The organism is Frigidibacter albus, assembly GCF_009908165.1.
GTDB classification, from domain to species: domain Bacteria; phylum Pseudomonadota; class Alphaproteobacteria; order Rhodobacterales; family Rhodobacteraceae; genus Frigidibacter; species Frigidibacter albus.
Window position 1 is genome coordinate 407,521 of record NZ_JAAAUC010000001.1, and the last position, 19,297, is coordinate 426,817.

Genomic DNA, 19,297 nt, shown 5'->3' on the forward strand with positions numbered 1-19,297 from the left:
GGCGTTCAGGCCAGATGGCCGCGGAACGCCGCCACCACCTGCTCATAGACCGCGCGCTTGAACGGCACGATGGCCTCGATCATCTCGTCAGCGCCGATCCAGCGCCATTCGGAAAACTCGGCATGGCCCGTGGCGATGTTCACCTGATCGTCGCGCCCGGTGAAGCGGTAGAGGAACCAGCGCTGCTTCTGCCCGCGAAAGCGCCCGCCCCAGACGCGGCCCAGCAATTCCGGCGGCAGGTCATAGGTCACCCAGTCCGGCGACTTCGCCACGAACTGCACCAGATCCTCGGTCACCCCGGTCTCTTCCCACAGCTCGCGCAGCGCCGCTTGCCGGGGCTTCTCGCCCTCGTCGATCCCGCCTTGCGGCATCTGCCAGGCGGGGGCGTCGCTGTCGATGCGGCGGCCGGCGAAGATCCGGCCCTGCGGGTTGATCAGCACCACGCCCACGCAGGGGCGGTAGGGCAGGGCGGCGGCTTCGGCCTCGGTCAAGATTGGCGGAGTCATGAGGATGGTCCTGATACGAAAATGGGGCCGGTTTCCCGGCCCCTTCGTCTTACTGCGCCGGCGCGATGGCCGACAGGCCCTTCAGGATATCGAGGGCATAGGCCATCTGGTAATCCTCGACCCGCAGCTTGGCGGCCTCTTCCGCCTTGGTCTGCTCTTCTTCCAGCAGGCGCTTTTCGTCCTCGGTCATCGAGTCGTTGATGATCGCCCCTCGCAGATCCGCTTCCGAACGGGCCTGTGCGGCGGCGCTTGCCTGTTCCTCTTCCTCGGTCGCCTCGGGCTCTGGCGCGGGCTGCTGCACCACGATGTCGGGGGCAACGCCGAGCGCCTGGATGGACCGGCCCGACGGCGTGTAATAGCGCGAGGTGGTCAGCCGCATGGCGCCATCCCCGCGCAGCGGGATCACGGTCTGGACCGAACCCTTGCCGAAGCTCTTGGTGCCGACCACGATGGCCCGGCGATGGTCCTGCAGCGCGCCGGCAACGATTTCCGAGGCCGAGGCCGATCCGCCATTGATCAGCACCACCACCGGCTTGCCCTGCGCCAGATCGCCGGCCTCGGCATTGAAGCGCTCGCTGTCTTCCGTATCGCGGCCGCGGGTCGAGACGATCTCGCCCGCATCGAGGAACGCGTCCGACACCATGATCGCCTGGCTCAGCAGCCCGCCCGGGTTGTTGCGCAGGTCCAGCACGAAGCCGTTGATCTGCTCGATCCCGCCGGCTTCCTCGACCATCGCATTAAGCTGCTCCTCAAGGTTGGCATAGGTCTGGTCGTTGAAGGTGGTGACCCGCAACACCACCGTCTTGCCCTCGACCCGGCTGCGCACCGCGGTCAGCTTGATGATGTCGCGCACCAACGTCACGTCGAACGGCTCTGCCGTTCCCTCGCGGCCGATGGTGATCACGATCTCGGACCCGACCGGCCCGCGCATCATCTCGACCGACTCGTCCAGCGTCAGGCCCAGCAGGCTTTCGCCATTCACATGGGTGATGAAGTCGCCCGACTGGATGCCCGCTTCGGCCGCCGGGGTGCCGTCGATGGGCGAGACCACCTTCACGAAGCCCTCTTCTTGTGTGACCTCGATCCCCAGCCCGCCGAACTCGCCGCGGGTCTGTTCGCGCATGTCGTCGAAATCGTCGGGCGGCAGATAGCTCGAATGCGGGTCGAGCGAGGTGAGCATGCCGTTGATCGCCGCCTCGACCAGCTCGCCTGCGTCCACCTGTTCGACATATTGCGCGCGGATCCGCTCGAAGATGTCGCCGAACAGGTCCAGCTGTTCATAGACCGTGGCGTCGGTATTCGCCTCTTGCGCGACGATCGGCCCCGCGATCTGCGTCGTCAGCAGCGCCCCCGCCACGGTGCCGCCAAGAACGGCCATCACGAACTTCTTCATGCGCTAGTCTTCCCTCGTTTCGGTGAACCATGCGGCGGGGTCCACGGGCTCCTTGCCCTGTCTCAGCTCTATATAAAGCGTTTCGGTCCGGTCGGCGCCACCGCCTTCTTGGGCCGCCACCAGGAATTCCTGCCCGCCCGGCTCTGCCCCGCCCATCAGCCCGACGGGTGCCCCCGCCTCCAGCACGTCACCCGTCGACCCATAGACCGTTCCAAGCCCCGCCAGTACCAGAAGATAGTCTTCTGCGGGTTCAAGGATCATCACGTTTCCGTAGTCGAGCAGCGGCCCGCGATAGCGGATGGTCGCGGGCCAGGGCGTGGTCACCAGCGCGGCGGGCCGCGTGGCGATCAGCAGCCCCGGGCGGCGGATGCCGGCGGCGTCGGCCTCGCCCGCCCCGCGCAGCACGGTTCCCAGCACCGGCAGCGCCAGACTGCCCTGCGCGCCGGCAAAATCCTCCATCGGTGCGCCGATATCCTTTTCCATGCCGTCGATGCCGCTGGTGAAGGCTTCCAGCGTCTCGGCGCTGGCGACCAGCGCCTGCAACTCCTCGGGGTCTTCCAGAAACCGGCGCGGCAGATCGGTGCGATCCTGCATCGCCTGGCTCAGCGAGGTGCGCGCCTCCTGCGCTGCCGTCAGGCCCGAGGACAGCAGCTCCACCGCCCCCTGCTGCAGTCCGCGGATCTGCGCCACCTCCTGCAGGTCGCGCGACAGCATCGAGGCTTCGTCCTGCAGCGCCGGGGTCACGTCCGACAGGATCATCCCGGCGCGCACCGCGGCCTCCGGCCCCTCGGGGTGCAGCAGGGTCAGCGGCGCGGGCGAGGTCTGCATGGTCATCATCGCCCCCAGCAGCCGCGACAGCCGGTCCCGCCTTGCATCGAGATCGGCGGTGATTTCCGCCTCGCGCAGCGCCGCCTTGCGCAGCCCGTCGCGCAAGGAGGCAAGCCCGGCCTCATAGGCGCGGATGGTCTGGCTCAGCGCCGCCACCTGCTCGCGCCCGGTGCCGGCCTTGCGCAGGGCGGCGACGGCGGTGCGCAACTCCTCGGCCGCCGTCACCGCGCCCTGCGCCACCGTCACCGGCCGCGGCGGGGCGCCGCGCTCGGCGGCGCTTTGCTGGGCGGGTGCCGGTGTCGCCAGCGCCATGGCTGCGGCAAGCATCACATATCGGGCGGGGTGCATCCGGGCGCTCAACGCAGGATCAACGTCTGGCCGGTCATCTCGGGCGGCTGCGGCAGGCCCATCAGGTCCAGCAGCGTCGGCGCAAGGTCCGCCAGCCGCCCCGGCCGCAGCGACACGCCCGTCGGCCCGCCGATCAGCGCCACCGGCACCGGGTTGGTGGTATGGGCCGTGTGCGGCCCGCCGGTCACCGGGTCGATCATCACCTCGCAATTGCCGTGATCGGCGGTCAGCAGCATCGCGCCGCCCGCAACCTTCAGCGCGGCGATGACCTTGGCCAGCCCCCGGTCCACCGCCTCGCAGGCCGCCATCGCAGCGGGCAGGCTGCCGGTATGGCCGACCATGTCCGGGTTGGCATAGTTCACCACGATCAGGTCGAACCCCTGTTCGATGGCGCCGACGAAATGCTCGGTCACCTCTTCGGCCGACATCTCGGGCTGCAGGTCATAGGTGGCGACCTTCGGGGATTTCGCCATGTAGCGGCCTTCGCCGGCCTCGGGCAGCTCTTTCCCGCCGTTCAGGAAGAAGGTGACATGGGGATATTTCTCGGTCTCGGCCAGCCGGAACTGCGTCAGCCCCTGCTTGGCCACCCATTCGCCAAGCGTGTTGGCGATGGTTTGCTTGGGGTAGCAGGCGGTCATGAAGGCATTGTGCGCGGCAGAGTAGTCCACCATCCCCAGCATTCCCGCCCAGACCGGGCGCGCGCCGGTATCGAACCCGGAAAATTCCGGCGCGCCGAGCGCCGACAGGATTTCCCGTGCACGGTCGGCCCGGAAGTTGAGGCAGAAGAAACCGTCGCCATCCCGCGCCCCGGAATAGGTGCCGATGACCGTGGGCGCGATGAACTCGTCGGTCTCGCCCCGCGTGGCAGCCAGGGCCACCGCGGTTGCCGCGTCGGGCGCAACCTCGCCCTCGGCGCGGACCATCGCCGCATAGGCCCGCTCCACCCGCTCCCACCGATTGTCGCGGTCCATCGCCCAGTAGCGGCCGATGACCGTCGCCACCCGCGCGCCCTTCGGCATCCCGGCCAGCAGATCGGCCATGAAGCCGGCGGCAGACGACGGCGCCACGTCGCGCCCGTCGGTGATCGCGTGCAGCGCCACCGGCACGCCAAGCGCGGCCAGTGCCCGCACCGCCGCGAGCACATGCACGAGATGCCCATGCACCCCGCCATCCGACACCACGCCCATCAGATGCGCGGTGCCGCCGCTGGCGTGCAGCCGTTCCGCAAAGGCCAGCAGCGCCGGGTTGACGGCGAAGCTGCCATCCTCGATGGCAAGATCGATCTGCCCCAGATCCATCGCCACCACCCGGCCCGCGCCGATATTGGTGTGCCCCACCTCGGAATTGCCCATCTGCCCGGTCGGCAGGCCTACATCCGGCCCGTGGGTGATCAGCGTGGCATGCGGGCACCCCGCCATGATCGCGTCGAAGGTCGGGGTGTCGGCCAGCAGCGGTGCATTGCCCTCGGGCTCGGCCCGCTGGCCCCAGCCGTCGAGAATGCACAGCACAACGGGTTTGGGACGGGTCATCGCGGAGCCTCCTGCCAGGGTCGCGCCCTTGATACGCCGCAGCGCCGCAAGGGGCAACCGGCGGGTGGGGAGGTTAGATGCCTTGGCGAAGGCCATCGCCTTCGCCACGCGGTGCCGGGGCAATTTGCACTGGCCGGGCCCCCAAAGGGCCCGGCCAGCGCCCGCCCCGCCCCTGGCGGGCGCTGTCCTCATTCGGTTTCACGTTGCCGGCGGCTCCGTGAGCATCCGTCCCGCACGGGCGGGGCGAGGCAGTGCCTCGCCTTTGTCCGCCCGACCCAACGACCTACTCCCGGTGATACGGCGCCCCGGCGAGAATAGACGCCGCCCTATACAGCTGCTCCGCCAGCATCACCCGCACCAGCATATGCGGCCAGACCATCTGCCCGAAGGACAGCGCGAAATCCGCCCGGGCGCGCAGGGCCGGCGCGATCCCGTCCGCCCCGCCAATGACAAAGGCCACGTCCGACCGCCCCGCATCCCGCCAGCCGCCAAGAACCGCCGCGAAGTCCGGCGAGGTCATCACCCGCCCGCGTTCATCCAGCACCACCAGCAGCGCCCCCGTCGGTACCGCCCGCGCCAGCAGCTCGGCCTCCGCCTCGCGCCCGCCGCCGCGCTTGTCCTCCACCTCATGCTCCGCCGCCGGGCCAAGGCCAAGGGCCCGCCCGCTGCGGTCGAAACGCTTCAGATAGTCATCAACAAGCGCGCGCTCGGGGCCGGATCTGATCCGGCCCACCGCGCACAGATGCACCCGCATGTTACGACTGGCGCACGCCGAACTCGGCTGCGTTCGACGGCAGCCACATCTTTTCCAGCTGGTAGAAGTCGCGCACTTCGGGGCGGAACACATGGACGACGACATCGCCCACATCGATCAGCACCCAATCGCCCTGATCCTTGCCCTCGATCTTGCACACGCGCCCGAACTCGGTCTTCATCCGGTCGACCAGCTTTTCGGCGATGGCACCCACCTGCCGCGAAGACCGGCCCGAGCAGATCACCATGTGATCGGCCACGGAAGACCGGCCGCGCAGGTCGATCGACACCACTTCTTCAGCCTTGTCATCGTCGAGGGAAGCCAGAACGCGGTCGAGCACGACATCGCTCGACACATCTTGGGACAGGGCGCTCATCGGCACCGATCCTGCGACCGTGGCAGTGGCCGCCTGTAGTGAAATAGACAGGACATCGTCCTCCTGGGTTGCGCGCCGATCCAGCCCCGGCACAAGGCAATACGTTATAAGTAGCATCGCACACCCGAAATCTCAATGGAGCCATTGCCCAGGGTTCGCAGCGGGCAGAAAAGCGCGGATCTGGTCGGGGCCCGCCCTCCGCCGCGCGCGCTTCACAGTTGCCTTGCAGAGGATTCGCGCGTATTGACGCAGCCCATGAGAGGCTTCGTCTATTTCGATATCCACGACCGCGCGCGGCTTCCGGGCCGCTTTTTCGGCATGTCGCATTCGATTCTCGCCCGACTTTGATCGACCCCGCGTGCCTGCACGCGTCACGATCATCTGCGTGCCCGCACGCCCGCCGATCCCGCGAGAGCCTTGCCCACAAGCATTCCGCAAACAGCCGCACGCATCCCGTGCCTTGCCATTCGTGAGAAGAGACAGCCATGACCACACCCACCCAAGCCGCGCCCAAGACCATCTATGACAAGATCTGGGACGCCCATGTCGTCGACACCTCGGAAGACGGCACCTGCCTTCTGTATATCGACCGGCATCTGGTGCATGAGGTGACCAGTCCGCAGGCCTTCGAAGGTCTGCGCATGACCGGCCGCACCGTCCGCGCCCCCCAAAAGACCATTGCGGTGCCCGACCACAACGTGCCCACCACCGAGGGCCGCGACATCCGCATCGACAATGAAGAATCGCGGATCCAGGTCGATGCGCTCGACAAGAACGCCCGCGACTTCAAGATCAACTACTACCCCGTGTCCGACATCCGGCAGGGGATCGTGCATATCGTCGGCCCCGAACAGGGCTGGACGCTGCCGGGGATGACCGTGGTCTGCGGCGATTCGCACACCGCCACCCACGGCGCCTTTGGCGCGCTGGCCCATGGCATCGGCACGTCCGAGGTGGAACATGTGCTGGCCACCCAGACGCTGATCCAGAAGAAATCGAAGAACATGAAGGTGGAAATCACTGGCCGCCTGCGCCCCGGGGTCACCGCCAAGGACATCACCCTGTCGGTCATCGGCGAGACCGGCACCGCCGGCGGCACCGGCTATGTCATCGAGTATTGTGGCGAGGCGATCCGCGAACTGTCGATGGAAGGCCGCATGACCGTGTGCAACATGGCCATCGAGGGCGGCGCCCGCGCCGGCCTGATCGCGCCGGACGAGACCACCTTCGCCTATGTCATGGGCCGCCCCCACGCGCCGAAGGGCGCCCAGTGGGAGGCCGCGCTGGCCTGGTGGAAGACCCTCTTCACCGATGAAGGCGCGCATTTCGACAAGGTCGTGACCCTGCGCGGCGAGGACATCGCCCCCGTGGTCACCTGGGGCACTTCGCCCGAGGATGTGCTGCCGATTACCGCGAACGTGCCCGCGCTGACCGACTTCACCGGCGGCAAGGTCGAGGCGGTGCAGCGCGCGCTGGACTACATGGGCCTGACCCCCGGCCAGAAGCTGACCGACATCCAGATCGACACCGTCTTCATCGGCTCCTGCACCAACGGCCGGATCGAGGATCTGCGCGCCGCCGCCGCCATCCTGAAGGGCAAGAAGATCGCCGTGAAGCGCGCGATGGTCGTCCCCGGCTCCGGCCTCGTGCGGGCGCAGGCAGAGGAGGAGGGGCTGGCGAAGATCTTCCTCGATGCCGGGTTCGAATGGCGTCTGGCCGGCTGCTCGATGTGCCTCGCCATGAACCCAGACCAGCTTGCCCCCGGCGAGCGTTGCGCGGCGACCTCGAACCGCAATTTCGAGGGCCGCCAGGGCCGAGGCGGGCGCACCCATCTGATGAGCCCGGCCATGGCGGCAGCGGCGGCGATCACCGGCCACCTGACCGATGTGCGCGAGATGATGGCCGAACCCGCCGAAGCAATCTGAACCGAACCGCCGGCGGGGCATCCGGCAAATCGTATGTATAGGAGCCATATCCTTTCCATACGGTTTCCAGATGCCCGCGCCGCCCTTGTGGGACCAGCAAAAGCCATGGACAAGTTCACCACCCTCACCGGCATCGCGGCGCCCATGCCGCTTGTCAACATCGACACCGACATGATCATCCCCAAGCAGTTCCTGAAGACCATCAAGCGGTCTGGCCTGGGCGTGAACCTGTTCGACGAGATGCGCTACAACCAGGACGGCACCGAAAAGCCGGACTTCATCCTGAACCAGCCCGCCTATCGCAGCGCCGAGATCATCGTCGCCGGCGACAACTTCGGCTGCGGCTCCTCGCGAGAGCACGCGCCTTGGGCGCTGCTGGATTTCGGCATCCGCTGCGTGATCTCGACCTCCTTCGCCGACATCTTCTTCAGCAACTGCTTCAAGAACGGGATTCTTCCCGTCGTTCTGCCGCAAGAGGCGGTGGACGCGCTGATGGAGGACGCCAAGAAGGGCGCCAATGCCCGCATCACCGTGGATCTGGCGAGCCAGACAGTGACCGGAACGGATGGGACCACCTATGGCTTCGAGGTGGATGCCTTCAAGAAACACTGCCTTCTCAACGGGTTGGACGATATCGGGCTGACGCTGGAAAAGGTCACCGCCATCGACAGGTTCGAAGGGCAGGCGGCACAGTCGCGCCCCTGGGTCTGACCCCGGAATCGTCCATTGTCTGTGAAATCAATGGCCGTCCCGCGGGGGCGGCCATTTTTCTGCCCGGATGTTGATGCAACTTCGCACCAGTTCGTCCATCGATTCGCCCAAAGAGTTTCGTCTTCATGAACGGTGGATTGCCACGCGCCCTGAAACTTGGCAGGATTGAGGCTTAAATGAGGCAGGCCGCCACAATCGTGCGGGAATACATTCGGAACAAGAGGCCGGCACCGTACCGTTCTCGACCGGGTGGAGGGTACAGGGCTTTGATATCCCGTCTGACAGGCGCCATCGTGCGCGCGATGCTGGTTGTGGTGATGATCGCCACACCCTCGGTCGTGACGCAATCCGTAAGCCAGGACACTGCCGAAGTGATTGCGCTGGTTGCGCTTTTCGCCGCGGCGCTGACCTTCTTCGAATATGCCTCGACCTATCCCGGTCTTGTGGAATTCCGCGACGCGCCGCCCTTCAACCGCATCCGCTTCTTGTCACTCTTCCTGACGGTATTCCTGCTGTCGGTGGTCTGCATGGGCCAGAACGATCCGGCGGTGCTGGCCAAGCTGATCTCGTATCTGGGCGGGCATGTCGCCGATGTGCTGGATTTCCCCTACAGCCCTGTGCGGCTGATGACGCTGATGCTGCCCGAAGACACCTCGGCCGGGCATCTGGCGCTGGTGCGCATCACCGCCGGGCTGGCCTATTTCATCTCGCTGATCACCCTGATCGTGTTCATCGTCACCATCCGCGGCTTTGGCTGGCCCTCGGCCGAGGGCACGTTCAACGTCTGGATCAACCTGCCGACCTTCGATCCGACCACGGGGGGCGATGTCGTGGAGCGGCTGAACCGCGACGCCATGGCCAACGTGGCGCTTGGCTTCGCGCTTCCCTTCGTGATCCCCGCCGTGGTCAAATCCGCCGCGATGATGTTCGAGCCGGTGACGCTGGCCTCCCCGCACACCCTGATCTGGACGATGACAGCATGGTCCTTCCTGCCTCTGAGCCTGCTGATGCGCGGCATCGCCATGGGCCGCGTCGCCGCGATGATCGTGGAGCGGCGCAAGATCCACGCCAAGCTGGTCGCCGGGTTGCAGCCTGCCTGATCGCGGCGCTGCTGGTCTTTGCCACGCCGGTTGCCGCCGAGCCGCTGACCATCGCCACCTTCAACGTCGAACTCAGCCGCGAGGGGCCGGGGCTCTTGCTGCGCGACTTGCTGCGCGGCGACGATCCGCAGGCCGAGGCTGCCGCTGCGGTCATCGCTGCCGCCGCGCCCGATGTGCTGGTGCTGACCGGCATCGACTATGACCACGGGCTTGCCGCACTGTCGGCCTTCGCCGCGCGGATTGCGGCGCGGGGCGTGGACTACCCCCACCGCTTCGCCCTGCGCCCCAACACCGGCTGGATGACACCGCTGGATCTGGACGGCGACGGCCAGCTTGGTGGGCCCGGCGACGCGCAGGGCTGGGGGCGGTTTGCGGGCGAGGGCGGGATGGCGATCCTGTCGCGGCTGCCGCTGGAGACGGGGGCGGTGCAGGACTATTCCCGCTTCCTCTGGGCCGATCTGCCCGGCGCGCTGCTGCCGCCGGACATGACCCCCGAAGCGAGGGCTGTGCAGCGCCTGTCCACGACCGGGCATTGGGCAGTGCCGGTGATCTTGCCGGGCGGCGGGCGGCTGACGCTGCTGGTCTGGCACGCCACACCCCCTGTCTTCGATGGGCCCGAAGACCGCAATGGCCGCCGCAACCATGACGAGGCGGCGTTCTGGACGGCGCTGCTGGACGGCCGGCTGTCCTTTGCGCCGCCCTCGCCGCCCTTCGTGCTGCTGGGGGACAGCAACCTTGACCCGGCGGATGGCGAGGGGCGGCGCGAGGCAATCCACGCGCTGCTGGCCGATCCGCGGTTGCAAGATTCCGGACCGCGCTCCGAAGGCGGGGCAGAGGCGGCAGGGCAGGGCGGGGTCAATGCCGGGCACCGGGGCGATCCCGCGCTCGATACCGCCGACTGGCCGGATGAGCCGGGCAGGCCGGGCAACATGCGGGTGGATCTGGTGCTGCCCTCCGCCGATCTGCGGGTGCTGGAGGCTGGGGTGCTCTGGCCCCCGCTGGGTGCGCCGCTGGCCGAGGAGGCGCGCGCCGCCTCGCGGCACCGGCTGGTCTGGGTGCGGGTCGATCTGCCCTAGGGCCGGGGCGCTGCCGCCCGCCGAAGCCGGTCATTGATCGCGCGGCCGAGCCCGCGCTCAGGCACTGGCGCCACGGCGATGCACCCGCCCGGCCCGGCCAAGGCATCCGCCTCGCGCAGCAGGTGGAACAGGGTCGCCGCCGCCTCGACCAGATCGCCGGTCTCTGACAGGGTCAGCGTGGCACCCGCGCAGGGCCCGAAACCAATCCAGACCTCGCCGGCCTCCGGTTCCGTCACCCCCAGCCGCAGCGCCGCGCCGGGCGCGTAATGCGAGGCAAGCTGGCCGGGGGCCGAGGGTTTGGCGGCATCGCCGCCCGTCGCCAAGGCCATGCCAAGGCAAGCCTCCAGCGCCTCCACCGGCAGCCCGCCGGGGCGCAGCAGCACGGGCTCTCCGGCAAGGCCAAGGATCGTGCTCTCCACCCCCACGGCGCAGTCGCCGCCGTCGACCACCGCCGCGATACGGCCCGCCAGCCCCGCCATCACATGCGCCGCCCGTGTCGGGCTGACCTTGCCGGAAGGGTTGGCCGAGGGCGCCGCCAGCGGCCCGCCGAACACCCGCAGCAGCGCCTGCGCCAGCGGATGCGCCGGAACCCGCACCGCGACCGTTCCCAGCCCCGCCGTCACCAGCGGCGACAGGCCCGAGCCCATCCTCAGCGGAAGCACCAGCGTCAGCGGCCCAGGCCAGAATGCCGCCGCCAGCCGCTCTGCCTCGTCCCCCACCTCGGCAAACACCCGCGCCGCTGCCAGATCCGGCACATGCACGATCAGCGGGTTGAATTGCGGCCGCCCCTTCGCCGCAAAGATCCGGGCGCAGGCGATGTCCGACCGGGCATCGCCGCCAAGCCCGTAGACCGTCTCTGTCGGGAAGGCGACAAGCTCGCCTGCCGCCAGCAGCGCTGCGGCGTCGGTCAGCCCCTCGGGCGTGGCGGGCAAAAGGCGGGTGTGCTGCGGCATCCGGATCCGTTATGACGTAGCGTAAGGGTTGAGGCGGCCGGACCGTGCTTTAGGTGTGGCCGCGTAGAGGGTCACATACGCGCCGCGCCGGGTCTTGCCAAGGCGAGCGATTGTTCAGGGAGAGAGACATGCCTTACCGGTCCCCCGTCGGCGAATTCCGCTTCATCCTCGATCAGGTGGTGCCGCTGGCCCCTGTCGCCGCGACCGAACGCTTCGCCGAGGCGACGGCCGACACGGTGGACGCGATCCTGACCGAGGCCGGGCGCATGTGCGATGAGGTTCTGGCCCCGCTGCAACGCGCGGGCGATCTGCATCCCGCGCGGTTGGAAAATGGCGTGCTGCGCTCCTCCCCGGGTTTCGCCGAGGGCTATCAGGCAATTGCCGAGGGTGGCTGGGTCGGACTTGCCGGCCCGCAGGAATTCGGCGGCATGGGCCTGCCGCAGGCGCTGAACATGGCGGTCAACGACATGATGTCGGGTGCCTGCCTTGCGCTGCAGCTGAACCCGCTGCTGACGCAGGGCCAGATCGAGGCGCTGGAGCATCATGCCAGCGACGCGCTGAAGGCCCTCTATCTGCCCAAGCTGATTTCGGGTGAGTGGTCGGGCACGATGAACCTGACCGAGCCGCAGGCCGGGTCGGATGTGGGGGCGGTCAGGACCAAGGCCGAACCCAAGGGCGACGGCACCTATGCGGTGACGGGCACCAAGATCTACATCAGCTGGGGCGACAGCGACGTGACCGCGAATGTCTGCCATCTGGTGCTGGCGCGGCTGCCGGATGCCGCGCCGGGCACGCGCGGGATCAGCCTGTTCATGGTGCCGAAATACATCCCGGATGCGGATGGCGCGCCCGGCGCCCGCAACAGCCTCAAGGTCGTCAGCCTGGAGCACAAGATGGGCCTGCATGGCTCGCCGACCTGCGTGATGGCCTTCGAGGGCGCGACCGGCTGGATGGTCGGCGGCGAGGCGAAGGGCATGGCGGCGATGTTCACGATGATGAACAACGCCCGGCTGGCTGTGGGCGTGCAGGGCATCGGGGTGGCCGAGGCGGCCTATCAGAAGGCGCTGGACTACGCGCTGGACCGCAAGCAGATGGGTGCGATCATCGACCATGCCGATGTGCGGCGGATGCTGACCGGCATGAAGGCCGACATCTTCGCCGCCCGCTCCATCGCGCTGGCCTGCGCCGTGGCGCTGGACATGGGCCGCGCCACGGGCGAGCCGGAATGGCAGGCCCGCGCCGCGCTGCTGACCCCGATCGCCAAGGCCTTTGGCACCGATGTCGGCATGGCCGTTTCGGAAACCGGGGTGCAGGTGCATGGCGGCATGGGCTTTGTCGAGGAAACCGGCGCCGCGCAGTTCTACCGCGACGTGCGGGTGACGGCGATCTATGAGGGCACCAACGGCATCCAGGCGATGGACCTTGTCGGCCGCAAGATGATGGATGGCGGCGAGGCTGCCTTCCGCCTGCTGCAAGAGGTCGAGGATGCCGCCAACGCCGCCCGCGCCGCCCGCCCCGAGCTTGCCGATCTGGCCGAGCACGTCTGGACGGCGGCCGAGACGCTGCGCGAGGCGACGGAATGGCTGGTCCGTCAGGACGTGCAGGACCGGTTCGCGGGGGCGGTGCCCTATCTGCGCGCCTTCGCGCGGGTGCTTGGCGGGCATTTCCACCTGAAGGCCGCGATGGCCGAAGCCGAGGCAGGGCCGCGCGCCGCGCTGGCGCGTATCTACGTCACCCGCCTCATGCCGCAATTCGCCGCCGCGCTTGATGAGGCGAAGCAGGGCGCCGCGGGCCTTTATGCCCTGTCAGCCGAGGATCTGGCGGCGTGAGCGCAGCCCCCGGCATCCGCTACCCTTGGGATACCCCGCCCGAGCCCGGGCAGGCGGTGCAGGTGGCGGAGGGGGTGCTGTGGATGCGCCTGCCGCTGCCGATGCGGCTCGACCACGTCAACTGCTTCGCGCTGGATGAGGACGACGGCTGGACGGTGGTCGATACCGGCTTCGACACCGCCCGCAGCCGCGCGGAGTGGGAAGCGATCCTGTCCGGCCCGCTCGCCGGGCGTCCGGTGCGGCGGCTGATCGCCACCCATTACCACCCCGACCATATTGGCCTTGCCGGCTGGTTTCAGGCGCGGGGGGCAGAGCTGGTCACCACCCGCACCAGCTGGCTGCTGGCCCGGATGATGGTGCTGGACGAACAGCCGCTGCCCTTGCCCGAGACCGTCGCCTTCTGGCGCGGCGCGGGGATGGAGGCGGGGCTGCTGGCGCGCCGGTCAGCAGAGAGGCCGTTCAACTTCTGCGACGTGGTCCACCCGCTGCCGCTTGGCTACCGGCGCATCCGCGAAGGGGGCACCATCCGCATCGGCGGGCGCACCTGGATCATCCGCTGCGGCGATGGCCACGCCCCCGAACATGCGACGTTCTGGAGCCTCGATGACGATCTGGTGCTGGGGGGCGATCAGCTGCTGCCCTCGATCTCGGCCAATCTCGGCGTCTATGCGACCGAACCCCTGGCCGATCCGGTGGCGGACTGGATGGCGTCTTGCGCGCGCTTTGCCACCCATGCCGAGGAACGGCATCTGGTGCTGCCCGGCCACAAGCTGCCCTTCACCGGGCTGCCGCTGCGACTGCGCCAGATGGTCGAGAACCACGAGGGCGCGCTGGACCGGCTGATGGCGCATCTGGAGGTGCCGCGCACCGCCGCCGGGTGCTTCTTGCCGCTGTTCAAGCGCGAGATCGGCGGGGCCGAGCACGGCATGGCGCTGGTCGAGGCGGTCGCGCATCTGAACCACCTGCTTCACAAGGGCGCCGTTACCCGCAGCCGGGGCGCGGACGGGGCCTGGATGTGGCAGCGCGCGGGCAGCTGACGCTTCGAGGGGCAGGCAGATCACAGTTCGGAAAGGTGACCGGGCCCGGGGCTTGCAGGGCGTGACAGCCCCCGGTGAATCGGGTATCTGATCCGCAGGAAACAGATTTCAGGGAGTGCAGACATGGCCGAACACAAGCCCGGAAGCATGGATATCAAGGTTCAGGAAAAGACCTTCGCGGGTTTCATCCGCTTCTCGATGTGGGGCGCGGGTCTGTCGATCGGCTTTCTGATCTTCCTCGCCCTCACCAACGCCTGATCGCAACCGCGATCATCATCTGACGGGATCCCCCATGCGCCGCGCTTTTGCCGCCCTCGCCATTCCGCTGGCTCTTGCCGCCTGCGCAGAACCCAAATGGGCTCCCGATGCCGACGTGCAGCGCGCTGCCTATGTCAGCCCCGAGCCTCCGTCGATCACGCTCTATACCGCGATCCGCAACTCCAACGGCGAGGGCGGGCATTCGGCGATCCTGGTCAACAGCTCGCAGCGGGTCATGTTCGATCCCGCCGGCACCTGGTGGCACACCAACACCGCCGAGCGCAACGATGTCATCTTCGGGATGACGCCGACGATGCTGGACTTCTACATCGACTACCACGCCCGCGAGACCTACCACGTGGTCGAGCAGAAGATCTATGTCTCGCCCGAGGTTGCGGCGCTGGCGATGGCCAAGGTTCAGGCCAACGGCGCGGTGCCCAAGGCGATGTGCGGCGCCAATGTCAGCGATATCCTGAACGATCTGCCGGGGTTCGAGAGCATTCCGCAGACCTTCTACCCCGCCAAGATCATGCGCGCCTTCGAGAAGCTGCCGAACGTGCAGACCCGCAAGATCTATGACGACGATTCCGATGACAATACCGGGCTGCTCGCCGCGCAGGCGACTGCTGCGGCTGCGGTGGCAGCCAACTAGGGTCAGCCAAGCAGCCAGAGCGCGCCGTAGAGCGTGGCGGCGCCGCCGACGATCGACCACAGCGCATTGCGCGTGGCGAGGCCAATCGCCACGGTGGCAAAGGCCGCCAGCAGCCGCGCCGCGTCGGGGTCGCCGCCCGTCGCGGCGGGCCAGACGACGGCGGGGGCGACCAGCGCGGGCAGCACCGCCACCGGGGTATAGCGCAGATGGCGCAGCACCCATTCCGGCATCGGCCGGCCGCCGATCATGCCCAGGAACGAAAAGCGCAGCACGAAGGTGCCGAGCCCCAGCAAGATGATGATCACCCAGGTTTCGACCGTGTTCATAGCCCTGCGCTCCGCCGTGCCTGCCAAAGTTCGGTCTGTGCCCCCGCCGCCATCGCCACCAGCCCGGCAACCAGCAGCCCGGTATTGTGCGGCATCCAGGCCAGCAGCAGCGCCACGAGGACCGACACCAGCGCAGCGACCACATGCGCCAGCGTCCGCAGCATCGGCGCCACCATCGCCAGAAAGGTGATTGGCACCGCGAAATCCAGCGCCATCCCGGGCGGGATCGCCTCGCCCATCGTCGCGCCGATCAGCGTTGTCCCATACCACAGCGGGCAGATGACCATCGAGACGCCAAGGAAATACGCCACCTTCTCGCCCATGCTCTGCCGGGGCCGGAGTTCGTATTCCTGCGCCGCCAGCGCATAGGCCTGGTCCACCAGCGTGTAGGCGATCAGCGCCCGCTGCCAGACTGGGGCGCGGCCCAGATGCGGGGTCAACGCCGCCGAATACATCGCCATCCGCAGGTTCACCGCCAGCGCCGTCACCACCACCACCAGCGCGGGCGCGTTGTCGGCCATCATCTGCACCGCGGCGAATTGCGAGGCGCCCGCGATCACCAGCACCGTCATCGCCATCGTCTCGGCAAGGTTGAACCCGGCCTCGGTGGCGACGACGCCGAACAGCAGGCCGAAGGGCACGATGACCAGAACGAAGGGCAGACCTTCGCGGAAGCCGCGCCAGAAGGCGGATCGGGACAGGGAGGAGGTCATGGAAAGCTCTGGGCTTGGGAGGATCCGGGCGCGAGGTGGCCGCGGATGCGGGAAGGTCTGGACGGGCGGTGGGCCAAGTCATAGGCATGAGCAAGGGGCGGCTGCAAGGGGCGATCTGGCGGTGATGGGCAGCGCGGGGACGGCGGATGTGGCGGGGCTCGTGCTGGCGGGGGGGCGATCCTCGCGCATGGGCCAGGACAAGGCGCTGCTGGCACTGGCCGGGCGGCCGCTGATCGCACATGTGCTGGACCGGCTGGCCCCGCAGGTGGGCGGCGTCGCGGTGTCCTGGAACGGAGAGCCTGCGGCGCTGGCGCATCTGGGGCTGCCGCTGCTATCAGATGCAGCGCCGGATCGGCCGGGTCCGCTGGCAGGCGTGCTGGCGGGGCTGGACTGGGCGGCGGGGCAGGGCGCGGACTGGCTGGCGACGGTGCCGGTGGACACGCCCTTCGTGCCGCGCGATCTGGTGGCGCGGCTGGCCGCCGCCGCCGTGCCGGGCGGCGGGCCGGTGCTGGCGGCGAGTGACAGTGGCTTGCATCCGGCTGCCGCGCTCTGGCCGGTGCGGCTGCGCGAGGATCTGCGGCTGGCGCTGGATCAGGGGCAGCGGCGCGTGGCCGGTTGGGCGCTGGATCAGGGGGCGGTGACGGTCCAGTTCGCATCCGAAGCCGGTTTTGATCCCTTTGTGAACCTCAACACGCCCGAAGACCTTTCCGATGCCGAGGCGCTGCTGCGCGGTGAGCGCGGATGACCTATAGCGTCTGCCACGGCTTCGATCCCGCCCGCCGGGCCGAGGCGGCGGCGCTCTACTGGCAGGCCTTCGGCGGCAAGCTGGGGCGGGTGATGGGGCCCGAGGCGCGGGCGCTGGCCTATGTGGCGCAGGTGATGCGGCCCGACCATGCCTTTGCCGCCCTTGACGCCGATGGGACGGTCATCGGGATTGCAGGGTTCCGCTCGCCCTATGGCAGCTTCGTCGGTGGCGGGCCTGCCGATCTGCGCGGCGCCTATGGCCGGGCGGGGGGCACCTTGCGCGCCGGTCTGCTGGCGCTGCTGACTCGCGACGTCGACAATGACCGCTTTTTGGTCGACGGCATCTGCGTGCGGGCCGACCGTCGCGGACAGGGGATCGGCCGGGCACTGCTGGATGCGCTCTGCTCCGAGGGTCGGGCCCGCGGCTATGGGCAGATGCGGCTGGATGTCGTAGGCGAGAATATCCGCGCCCGGGCGCTTTATGAACGCGCGGGTTTTGCCGCCGCCGGGCTGTCGCACAGCCGCATCACCGGGGTGCTGTTCGGCTTTCAGACCGTGACGATGATGGTGCGGCCGCTGTAGCTCAGTCGAAGGTCCCCGTCACCCGCCCCAGCAGCATGAAGGCGCGGGCGGTGCGGGTTTCGGCGAATTCCGCCACTTCCTGATCGGCGGAGTTCTTCTCGAACTCCTGGAAGGTGCGGTCGAACTGGCGCAGGAAATGGTGGGCGGCGTCGCGGAAGATGGTGTCCTGCCGCATCCGCCCCGCGGTCAGCGCAAGGCTCGACCGATCCCGCACCCCGCCAAGCGCGGCGATGCCCTTGCCGCGCTCGCCCGAGGCGAAGCGGCGCCAGACCTCGGGCTTGGCGCGGTCGGGCTTCAGGTCGTCCATATAGATGCCGTCCTGCGCCAGCAGCGTCAGCACGTCCTGCGCGGCGCGGATCAGCTTGGCCATGGTGCGGTCTTCCAGCGCCCGGCGTAGGGCGCGGAAGCCGTCGCGGTCCTCGGGCGAGTCGGGGAAGTTCAGCGCCTGGATGAAATCGGCCACCGAGACCGGCGCGCGCATGTCCTCGGCCGGGGTGCCAAGCGCCAGCCCCGGCTGATCCTCGCCCGATGCCGCGACGCGGGGGGCGGCGAGCGCGGCCTTGCGGTCGGCCGAGGGTTGGCTGGCGGCGGTGTCGCGGCGCGAGGTGAAGGTGGCGATGGCGGTTTCGGTCTGGCGCTGCGCCGCCGCGATCTCGTCCAGCTTCTTCTCGACCGAGGGTTTCATGCCAAGCGCGGTGGTCTGCGCCTGCTGCATCCAGGCGCTGCGCATCGCGTCGATGGCGCCCTGCAGCCGCTGCGCCTCGGCCCGCATCTCGCGCGCGGTGCGGGCGGTGACGGCAGCCACCCAGATCATCGCCACCGGCAGGCAGATCGCCACCAGCGTCATGGTCATTCCAAGGGCATTGCCGCCCCCGTCCGTGCGGTCGGTCATCAGGAAAAAAGCCGCAACCAGCCCCAGCCAGCACAGGGTCAGCGCCGCCGCGATCACTTCGGTTGCCGAAATGCGGGTGGTTTCGGACTGGCCGGAAAGGCCTTGTCCGATCGGGCGGTCGTCCTGTCGGTCCGTCATGGAACCCCGCCCCTCGCCCTATACGAACCGGATGCTGACGATCTCGTAGCTTTTCTCGCCGCCGGGGGTGCGGACTTCGACGCTGTCGCCTTCGTCCTTGCCGATCAGCGCGCGCGCCAGCGGCGAGCGGATGTTCAGCATCCCGCGTTCGATGTCGGCCTCGGGTTCGCCCACGATCTGATAGGTGCGCTCTTCCTCGGAGTCTTCGTCGATCAGGGTGACGGTGGCGCCGAACTTGATGGTGCCGGACAGGCGGGTGGGGTCGATCACCTCGGCGCGGCCAAGGATCGATTCCAGCTCTTTCACGCGGCCTTCGACGAAGCTCTGCTTCTCGCGCGCGGCGTGATATTCGGCATTCTCCGACAGGTCGCCATGCTCGCGCGCCTCGGCAATGGCCTTGATGACGGCGGGACGTTCCACCGACTTCAGGGTCCGCAGTTCAGAGTCTAGCGCGTCGAAACCCGCGCGGGTCATCGGTATCTTTTCCATGGCACTCACGTAAGTCAAAAACACCGCTCGCCCCATAGGGGCCGCGGTGCCGTTCCTCGGTCGCGTTTGATGCAACTGACCCCGGATGCGCCGCGAATGCAAGGGGCTTGCGGCCGCAGGGGGCCGATCCGCCCACCT

General features: G+C 68.4%; 21 protein-coding genes. 10 read left to right on the forward strand and 11 right to left on the reverse strand.

What is annotated here, in order from left to right:
* Window positions 1–5: 5 nt before the first annotated feature.
* From GVY41_RS01765 to rsfS, 6 genes are all read right to left on the reverse strand, one after another.
* Window positions 6–506 (reverse strand): RNA pyrophosphohydrolase, encoded by a 501-nt coding sequence (locus GVY41_RS01765; RefSeq protein ID WP_161342768.1) that lies wholly within the window; start codon window positions 504–506, stop codon window positions 6–8.
* Window positions 507–555: 49 nt separating this feature from the next.
* Window positions 556–1,899 (reverse strand): S41 family peptidase, encoded by a 1,344-nt coding sequence (locus tag GVY41_RS01770; RefSeq protein ID WP_161342770.1) that lies wholly within the window; start codon window positions 1,897–1,899, stop codon window positions 556–558.
* Window positions 1,900–1,902: 3 nt separating this feature from the next.
* Entirely contained in the window at window positions 1,903–3,039 is a 1,137-nt protein-coding gene (locus GVY41_RS01775) for a murein hydrolase activator EnvC family protein (protein ID WP_373283231.1), read from the reverse strand.
* Window positions 3,040–3,083: 44 nt separating this feature from the next.
* A complete protein-coding gene (gene gpmI / locus GVY41_RS01780; RefSeq protein WP_161342774.1) occupies window positions 3,084–4,604 on the reverse strand; it encodes a 2,3-bisphosphoglycerate-independent phosphoglycerate mutase in 1,521 nt (506 codons plus the stop codon).
* Between the two features lie 283 nt (window positions 4,605–4,887).
* On the reverse strand, window positions 4,888–5,358 hold the full coding sequence (rlmH, locus tag GVY41_RS01785) for a 23S rRNA (pseudouridine(1915)-N(3))-methyltransferase RlmH (RefSeq protein ID WP_161342776.1): 471 nt from the start codon (window positions 5,356–5,358) through the stop codon (window positions 4,888–4,890).
* 1 nt (window position 5,359) lies between these two features.
* Window positions 5,360–5,734 (reverse strand): ribosome silencing factor, encoded by a 375-nt coding sequence (gene rsfS / locus GVY41_RS01790; protein WP_161342784.1) that lies wholly within the window; start codon window positions 5,732–5,734, stop codon window positions 5,360–5,362.
* Between the two features lie 485 nt (window positions 5,735–6,219).
* On the opposite strand from rsfS, the gene leuC reads away from it, so the two are divergent.
* The 4 genes from leuC (at window position 6,220) to GVY41_RS01815 (ending at window position 10,546) form a co-directional block, all read left to right on the forward strand.
* Window positions 6,220–7,659 (forward strand): 3-isopropylmalate dehydratase large subunit, encoded by a 1,440-nt coding sequence (gene leuC, locus GVY41_RS01800; RefSeq protein ID WP_161342786.1) that lies wholly within the window; start codon window positions 6,220–6,222, stop codon window positions 7,657–7,659.
* 105 nt (window positions 7,660–7,764) lie between these two features.
* A complete protein-coding gene (gene leuD / locus GVY41_RS01805) occupies window positions 7,765–8,370 on the forward strand; it encodes a 3-isopropylmalate dehydratase small subunit (RefSeq protein ID WP_161342788.1) in 606 nt (201 codons plus the stop codon).
* Between the two features lie 266 nt (window positions 8,371–8,636).
* Window positions 8,637–9,470 carry a hypothetical protein gene (locus GVY41_RS20255; protein WP_161342790.1) on the forward strand — a complete coding sequence of 278 codons (834 nt, stop codon included), beginning with the start codon at window positions 8,637–8,639 and terminating at the stop codon, window positions 9,468–9,470.
* A gap of 50 nt (window positions 9,471–9,520) precedes the next feature.
* Window positions 9,521–10,546 carry an endonuclease/exonuclease/phosphatase family protein gene (locus tag GVY41_RS01815; RefSeq protein ID WP_331250888.1) on the forward strand — a complete coding sequence of 342 codons (1,026 nt, stop codon included), beginning with the start codon at window positions 9,521–9,523 and terminating at the stop codon, window positions 10,544–10,546.
* On the opposite strand, the gene GVY41_RS01820 is transcribed toward GVY41_RS01815, so the two are convergent.
* A complete protein-coding gene (locus GVY41_RS01820; RefSeq protein ID WP_161342794.1) occupies window positions 10,543–11,499 on the reverse strand; it encodes an L-threonylcarbamoyladenylate synthase in 957 nt (318 codons plus the stop codon). The genes GVY41_RS01815 and GVY41_RS01820 overlap by 4 nt on opposite strands.
* A 128-nt stretch (window positions 11,500–11,627) precedes the next feature.
* On the opposite strand from GVY41_RS01820, the gene GVY41_RS01825 reads away from it, so the two are divergent.
* From GVY41_RS01825 to GVY41_RS01840, 4 genes are all read left to right on the forward strand, one after another.
* Window positions 11,628–13,328, forward strand: a complete 1,701-nt coding sequence (locus GVY41_RS01825) for an acyl-CoA dehydrogenase family protein (protein ID WP_161342795.1) — start codon at window positions 11,628–11,630, stop codon at window positions 13,326–13,328.
* Complete coding sequence (locus tag GVY41_RS01830) at window positions 13,325–14,365, forward strand: MBL fold metallo-hydrolase (RefSeq protein WP_229725890.1); 1,041 nt, start codon at window positions 13,325–13,327, stop codon at window positions 14,363–14,365. Before GVY41_RS01825 ends, GVY41_RS01830 begins: the two co-directional genes overlap by 4 nt.
* 123 nt (window positions 14,366–14,488) lie before the next feature.
* On the forward strand, window positions 14,489–14,623 hold the full coding sequence (locus GVY41_RS01835) for an aa3-type cytochrome c oxidase subunit IV (RefSeq protein WP_161342797.1): 135 nt from the start codon (window positions 14,489–14,491) through the stop codon (window positions 14,621–14,623).
* 34 nt (window positions 14,624–14,657) lie between these two features.
* A complete protein-coding gene (locus GVY41_RS01840; RefSeq protein ID WP_161342799.1) occupies window positions 14,658–15,275 on the forward strand; it encodes a hypothetical protein in 618 nt (205 codons plus the stop codon).
* A gap of 2 nt (window positions 15,276–15,277) precedes the next feature.
* On the opposite strand, the gene GVY41_RS01845 is transcribed toward GVY41_RS01840, so the two are convergent.
* Window positions 15,278–15,601, reverse strand: a complete 324-nt coding sequence (locus GVY41_RS01845; protein WP_161342801.1) for an AzlD domain-containing protein — start codon at window positions 15,599–15,601, stop codon at window positions 15,278–15,280.
* Window positions 15,598–16,314: an AzlC family ABC transporter permease gene (locus GVY41_RS01850; RefSeq protein ID WP_161342803.1), complete on the reverse strand. Its 717-nt coding sequence runs from the start codon at window positions 16,312–16,314 to the stop codon at window positions 15,598–15,600. Before GVY41_RS01850 ends, GVY41_RS01845 begins: the two co-directional genes overlap by 4 nt.
* A 124-nt stretch (window positions 16,315–16,438) precedes the next feature.
* Here GVY41_RS01850 and mobA point away from each other — a divergent pair, with 124 nt between their 5' ends.
* Window positions 16,439–17,059 (forward strand): molybdenum cofactor guanylyltransferase MobA, encoded by a 621-nt coding sequence (mobA, locus tag GVY41_RS01855; protein ID WP_161343120.1) that lies wholly within the window; start codon window positions 16,439–16,441, stop codon window positions 17,057–17,059.
* Entirely contained in the window at window positions 17,056–17,640 is a 585-nt protein-coding gene (locus GVY41_RS01860; RefSeq protein WP_161342805.1) for a GNAT family N-acetyltransferase, read from the forward strand. Before mobA ends, GVY41_RS01860 begins: the two co-directional genes overlap by 4 nt.
* Window position 17,641: 1 nt before the next feature.
* Here GVY41_RS01860 and GVY41_RS01865 read toward each other — a convergent pair whose 3' ends face one another.
* Together GVY41_RS01865 and greA are read right to left on the reverse strand one after the other, a co-directional pair.
* Window positions 17,642–18,670, reverse strand: coding sequence for a hypothetical protein (locus tag GVY41_RS01865; RefSeq protein ID WP_161342807.1), 1,029 nt, complete (start codon window positions 18,668–18,670; stop codon window positions 17,642–17,644).
* Window positions 18,671–18,688: 18 nt separating this feature from the next.
* Window positions 18,689–19,159 carry a transcription elongation factor GreA gene (gene greA / locus GVY41_RS01870; RefSeq protein WP_161342809.1) on the reverse strand — a complete coding sequence of 157 codons (471 nt, stop codon included), beginning with the start codon at window positions 19,157–19,159 and terminating at the stop codon, window positions 18,689–18,691.
* Window positions 19,160–19,297: the final 138 nt, after the last annotated feature.

Bases quoted from the DNA above. Each gene is read 5' to 3' on its own strand.
- GVY41_RS01820 (WP_161342794.1), bottom strand. From the start codon at position 11,499: ATGCCGCAGCACACCCGCCTTTTGCCCGCCACGCCCGAGGGGCTGACC.
- GVY41_RS01865 (WP_161342807.1), bottom strand. From the start codon at position 18,670: ATGACGGACCGACAGGACGACCGCCCGATCGGACAAGGCCTTTCCGGC.
- greA (WP_161342809.1), bottom strand. From the start codon at position 19,159: ATGGAAAAGATACCGATGACCCGCGCGGGTTTCGACGCGCTAGACTCT.
- rlmH (WP_161342776.1), bottom strand. From the start codon at position 5,358: ATGCGGGTGCATCTGTGCGCGGTGGGCCGGATCAGATCCGGCCCCGAG.
- GVY41_RS01825 (WP_161342795.1), top strand. From the start codon at position 11,628: ATGCCTTACCGGTCCCCCGTCGGCGAATTCCGCTTCATCCTCGATCAG.
- GVY41_RS01835 (WP_161342797.1), top strand. From the start codon at position 14,489: ATGGCCGAACACAAGCCCGGAAGCATGGATATCAAGGTTCAGGAAAAG.
- GVY41_RS01850 (WP_161342803.1), bottom strand. From the start codon at position 16,314: ATGACCTCCTCCCTGTCCCGATCCGCCTTCTGGCGCGGCTTCCGCGAA.
- GVY41_RS01845 (WP_161342801.1), bottom strand. From the start codon at position 15,601: ATGAACACGGTCGAAACCTGGGTGATCATCATCTTGCTGGGGCTCGGC.
- mobA (WP_161343120.1), top strand. From the start codon at position 16,439: ATGGGCAGCGCGGGGACGGCGGATGTGGCGGGGCTCGTGCTGGCGGGG.
- leuD (WP_161342788.1), top strand. From the start codon at position 7,765: ATGGACAAGTTCACCACCCTCACCGGCATCGCGGCGCCCATGCCGCTT.
- GVY41_RS01765 (WP_161342768.1), bottom strand. From the start codon at position 506: ATGACTCCGCCAATCTTGACCGAGGCCGAAGCCGCCGCCCTGCCCTAC.
- gpmI (WP_161342774.1), bottom strand. From the start codon at position 4,604: ATGACCCGTCCCAAACCCGTTGTGCTGTGCATTCTCGACGGCTGGGGC.
- GVY41_RS01860 (WP_161342805.1), top strand. From the start codon at position 17,056: ATGACCTATAGCGTCTGCCACGGCTTCGATCCCGCCCGCCGGGCCGAG.
- GVY41_RS01775 (WP_373283231.1), bottom strand. From the start codon at position 3,039: ATGGCGCTGGCGACACCGGCACCCGCCCAGCAAAGCGCCGCCGAGCGC.
- GVY41_RS01840 (WP_161342799.1), top strand. From the start codon at position 14,658: ATGCGCCGCGCTTTTGCCGCCCTCGCCATTCCGCTGGCTCTTGCCGCC.
- rsfS (WP_161342784.1), bottom strand. From the start codon at position 5,734: ATGAGCGCCCTGTCCCAAGATGTGTCGAGCGATGTCGTGCTCGACCGC.
- leuC (WP_161342786.1), top strand. From the start codon at position 6,220: ATGACCACACCCACCCAAGCCGCGCCCAAGACCATCTATGACAAGATC.
- GVY41_RS01770 (WP_161342770.1), bottom strand. From the start codon at position 1,899: ATGAAGAAGTTCGTGATGGCCGTTCTTGGCGGCACCGTGGCGGGGGCG.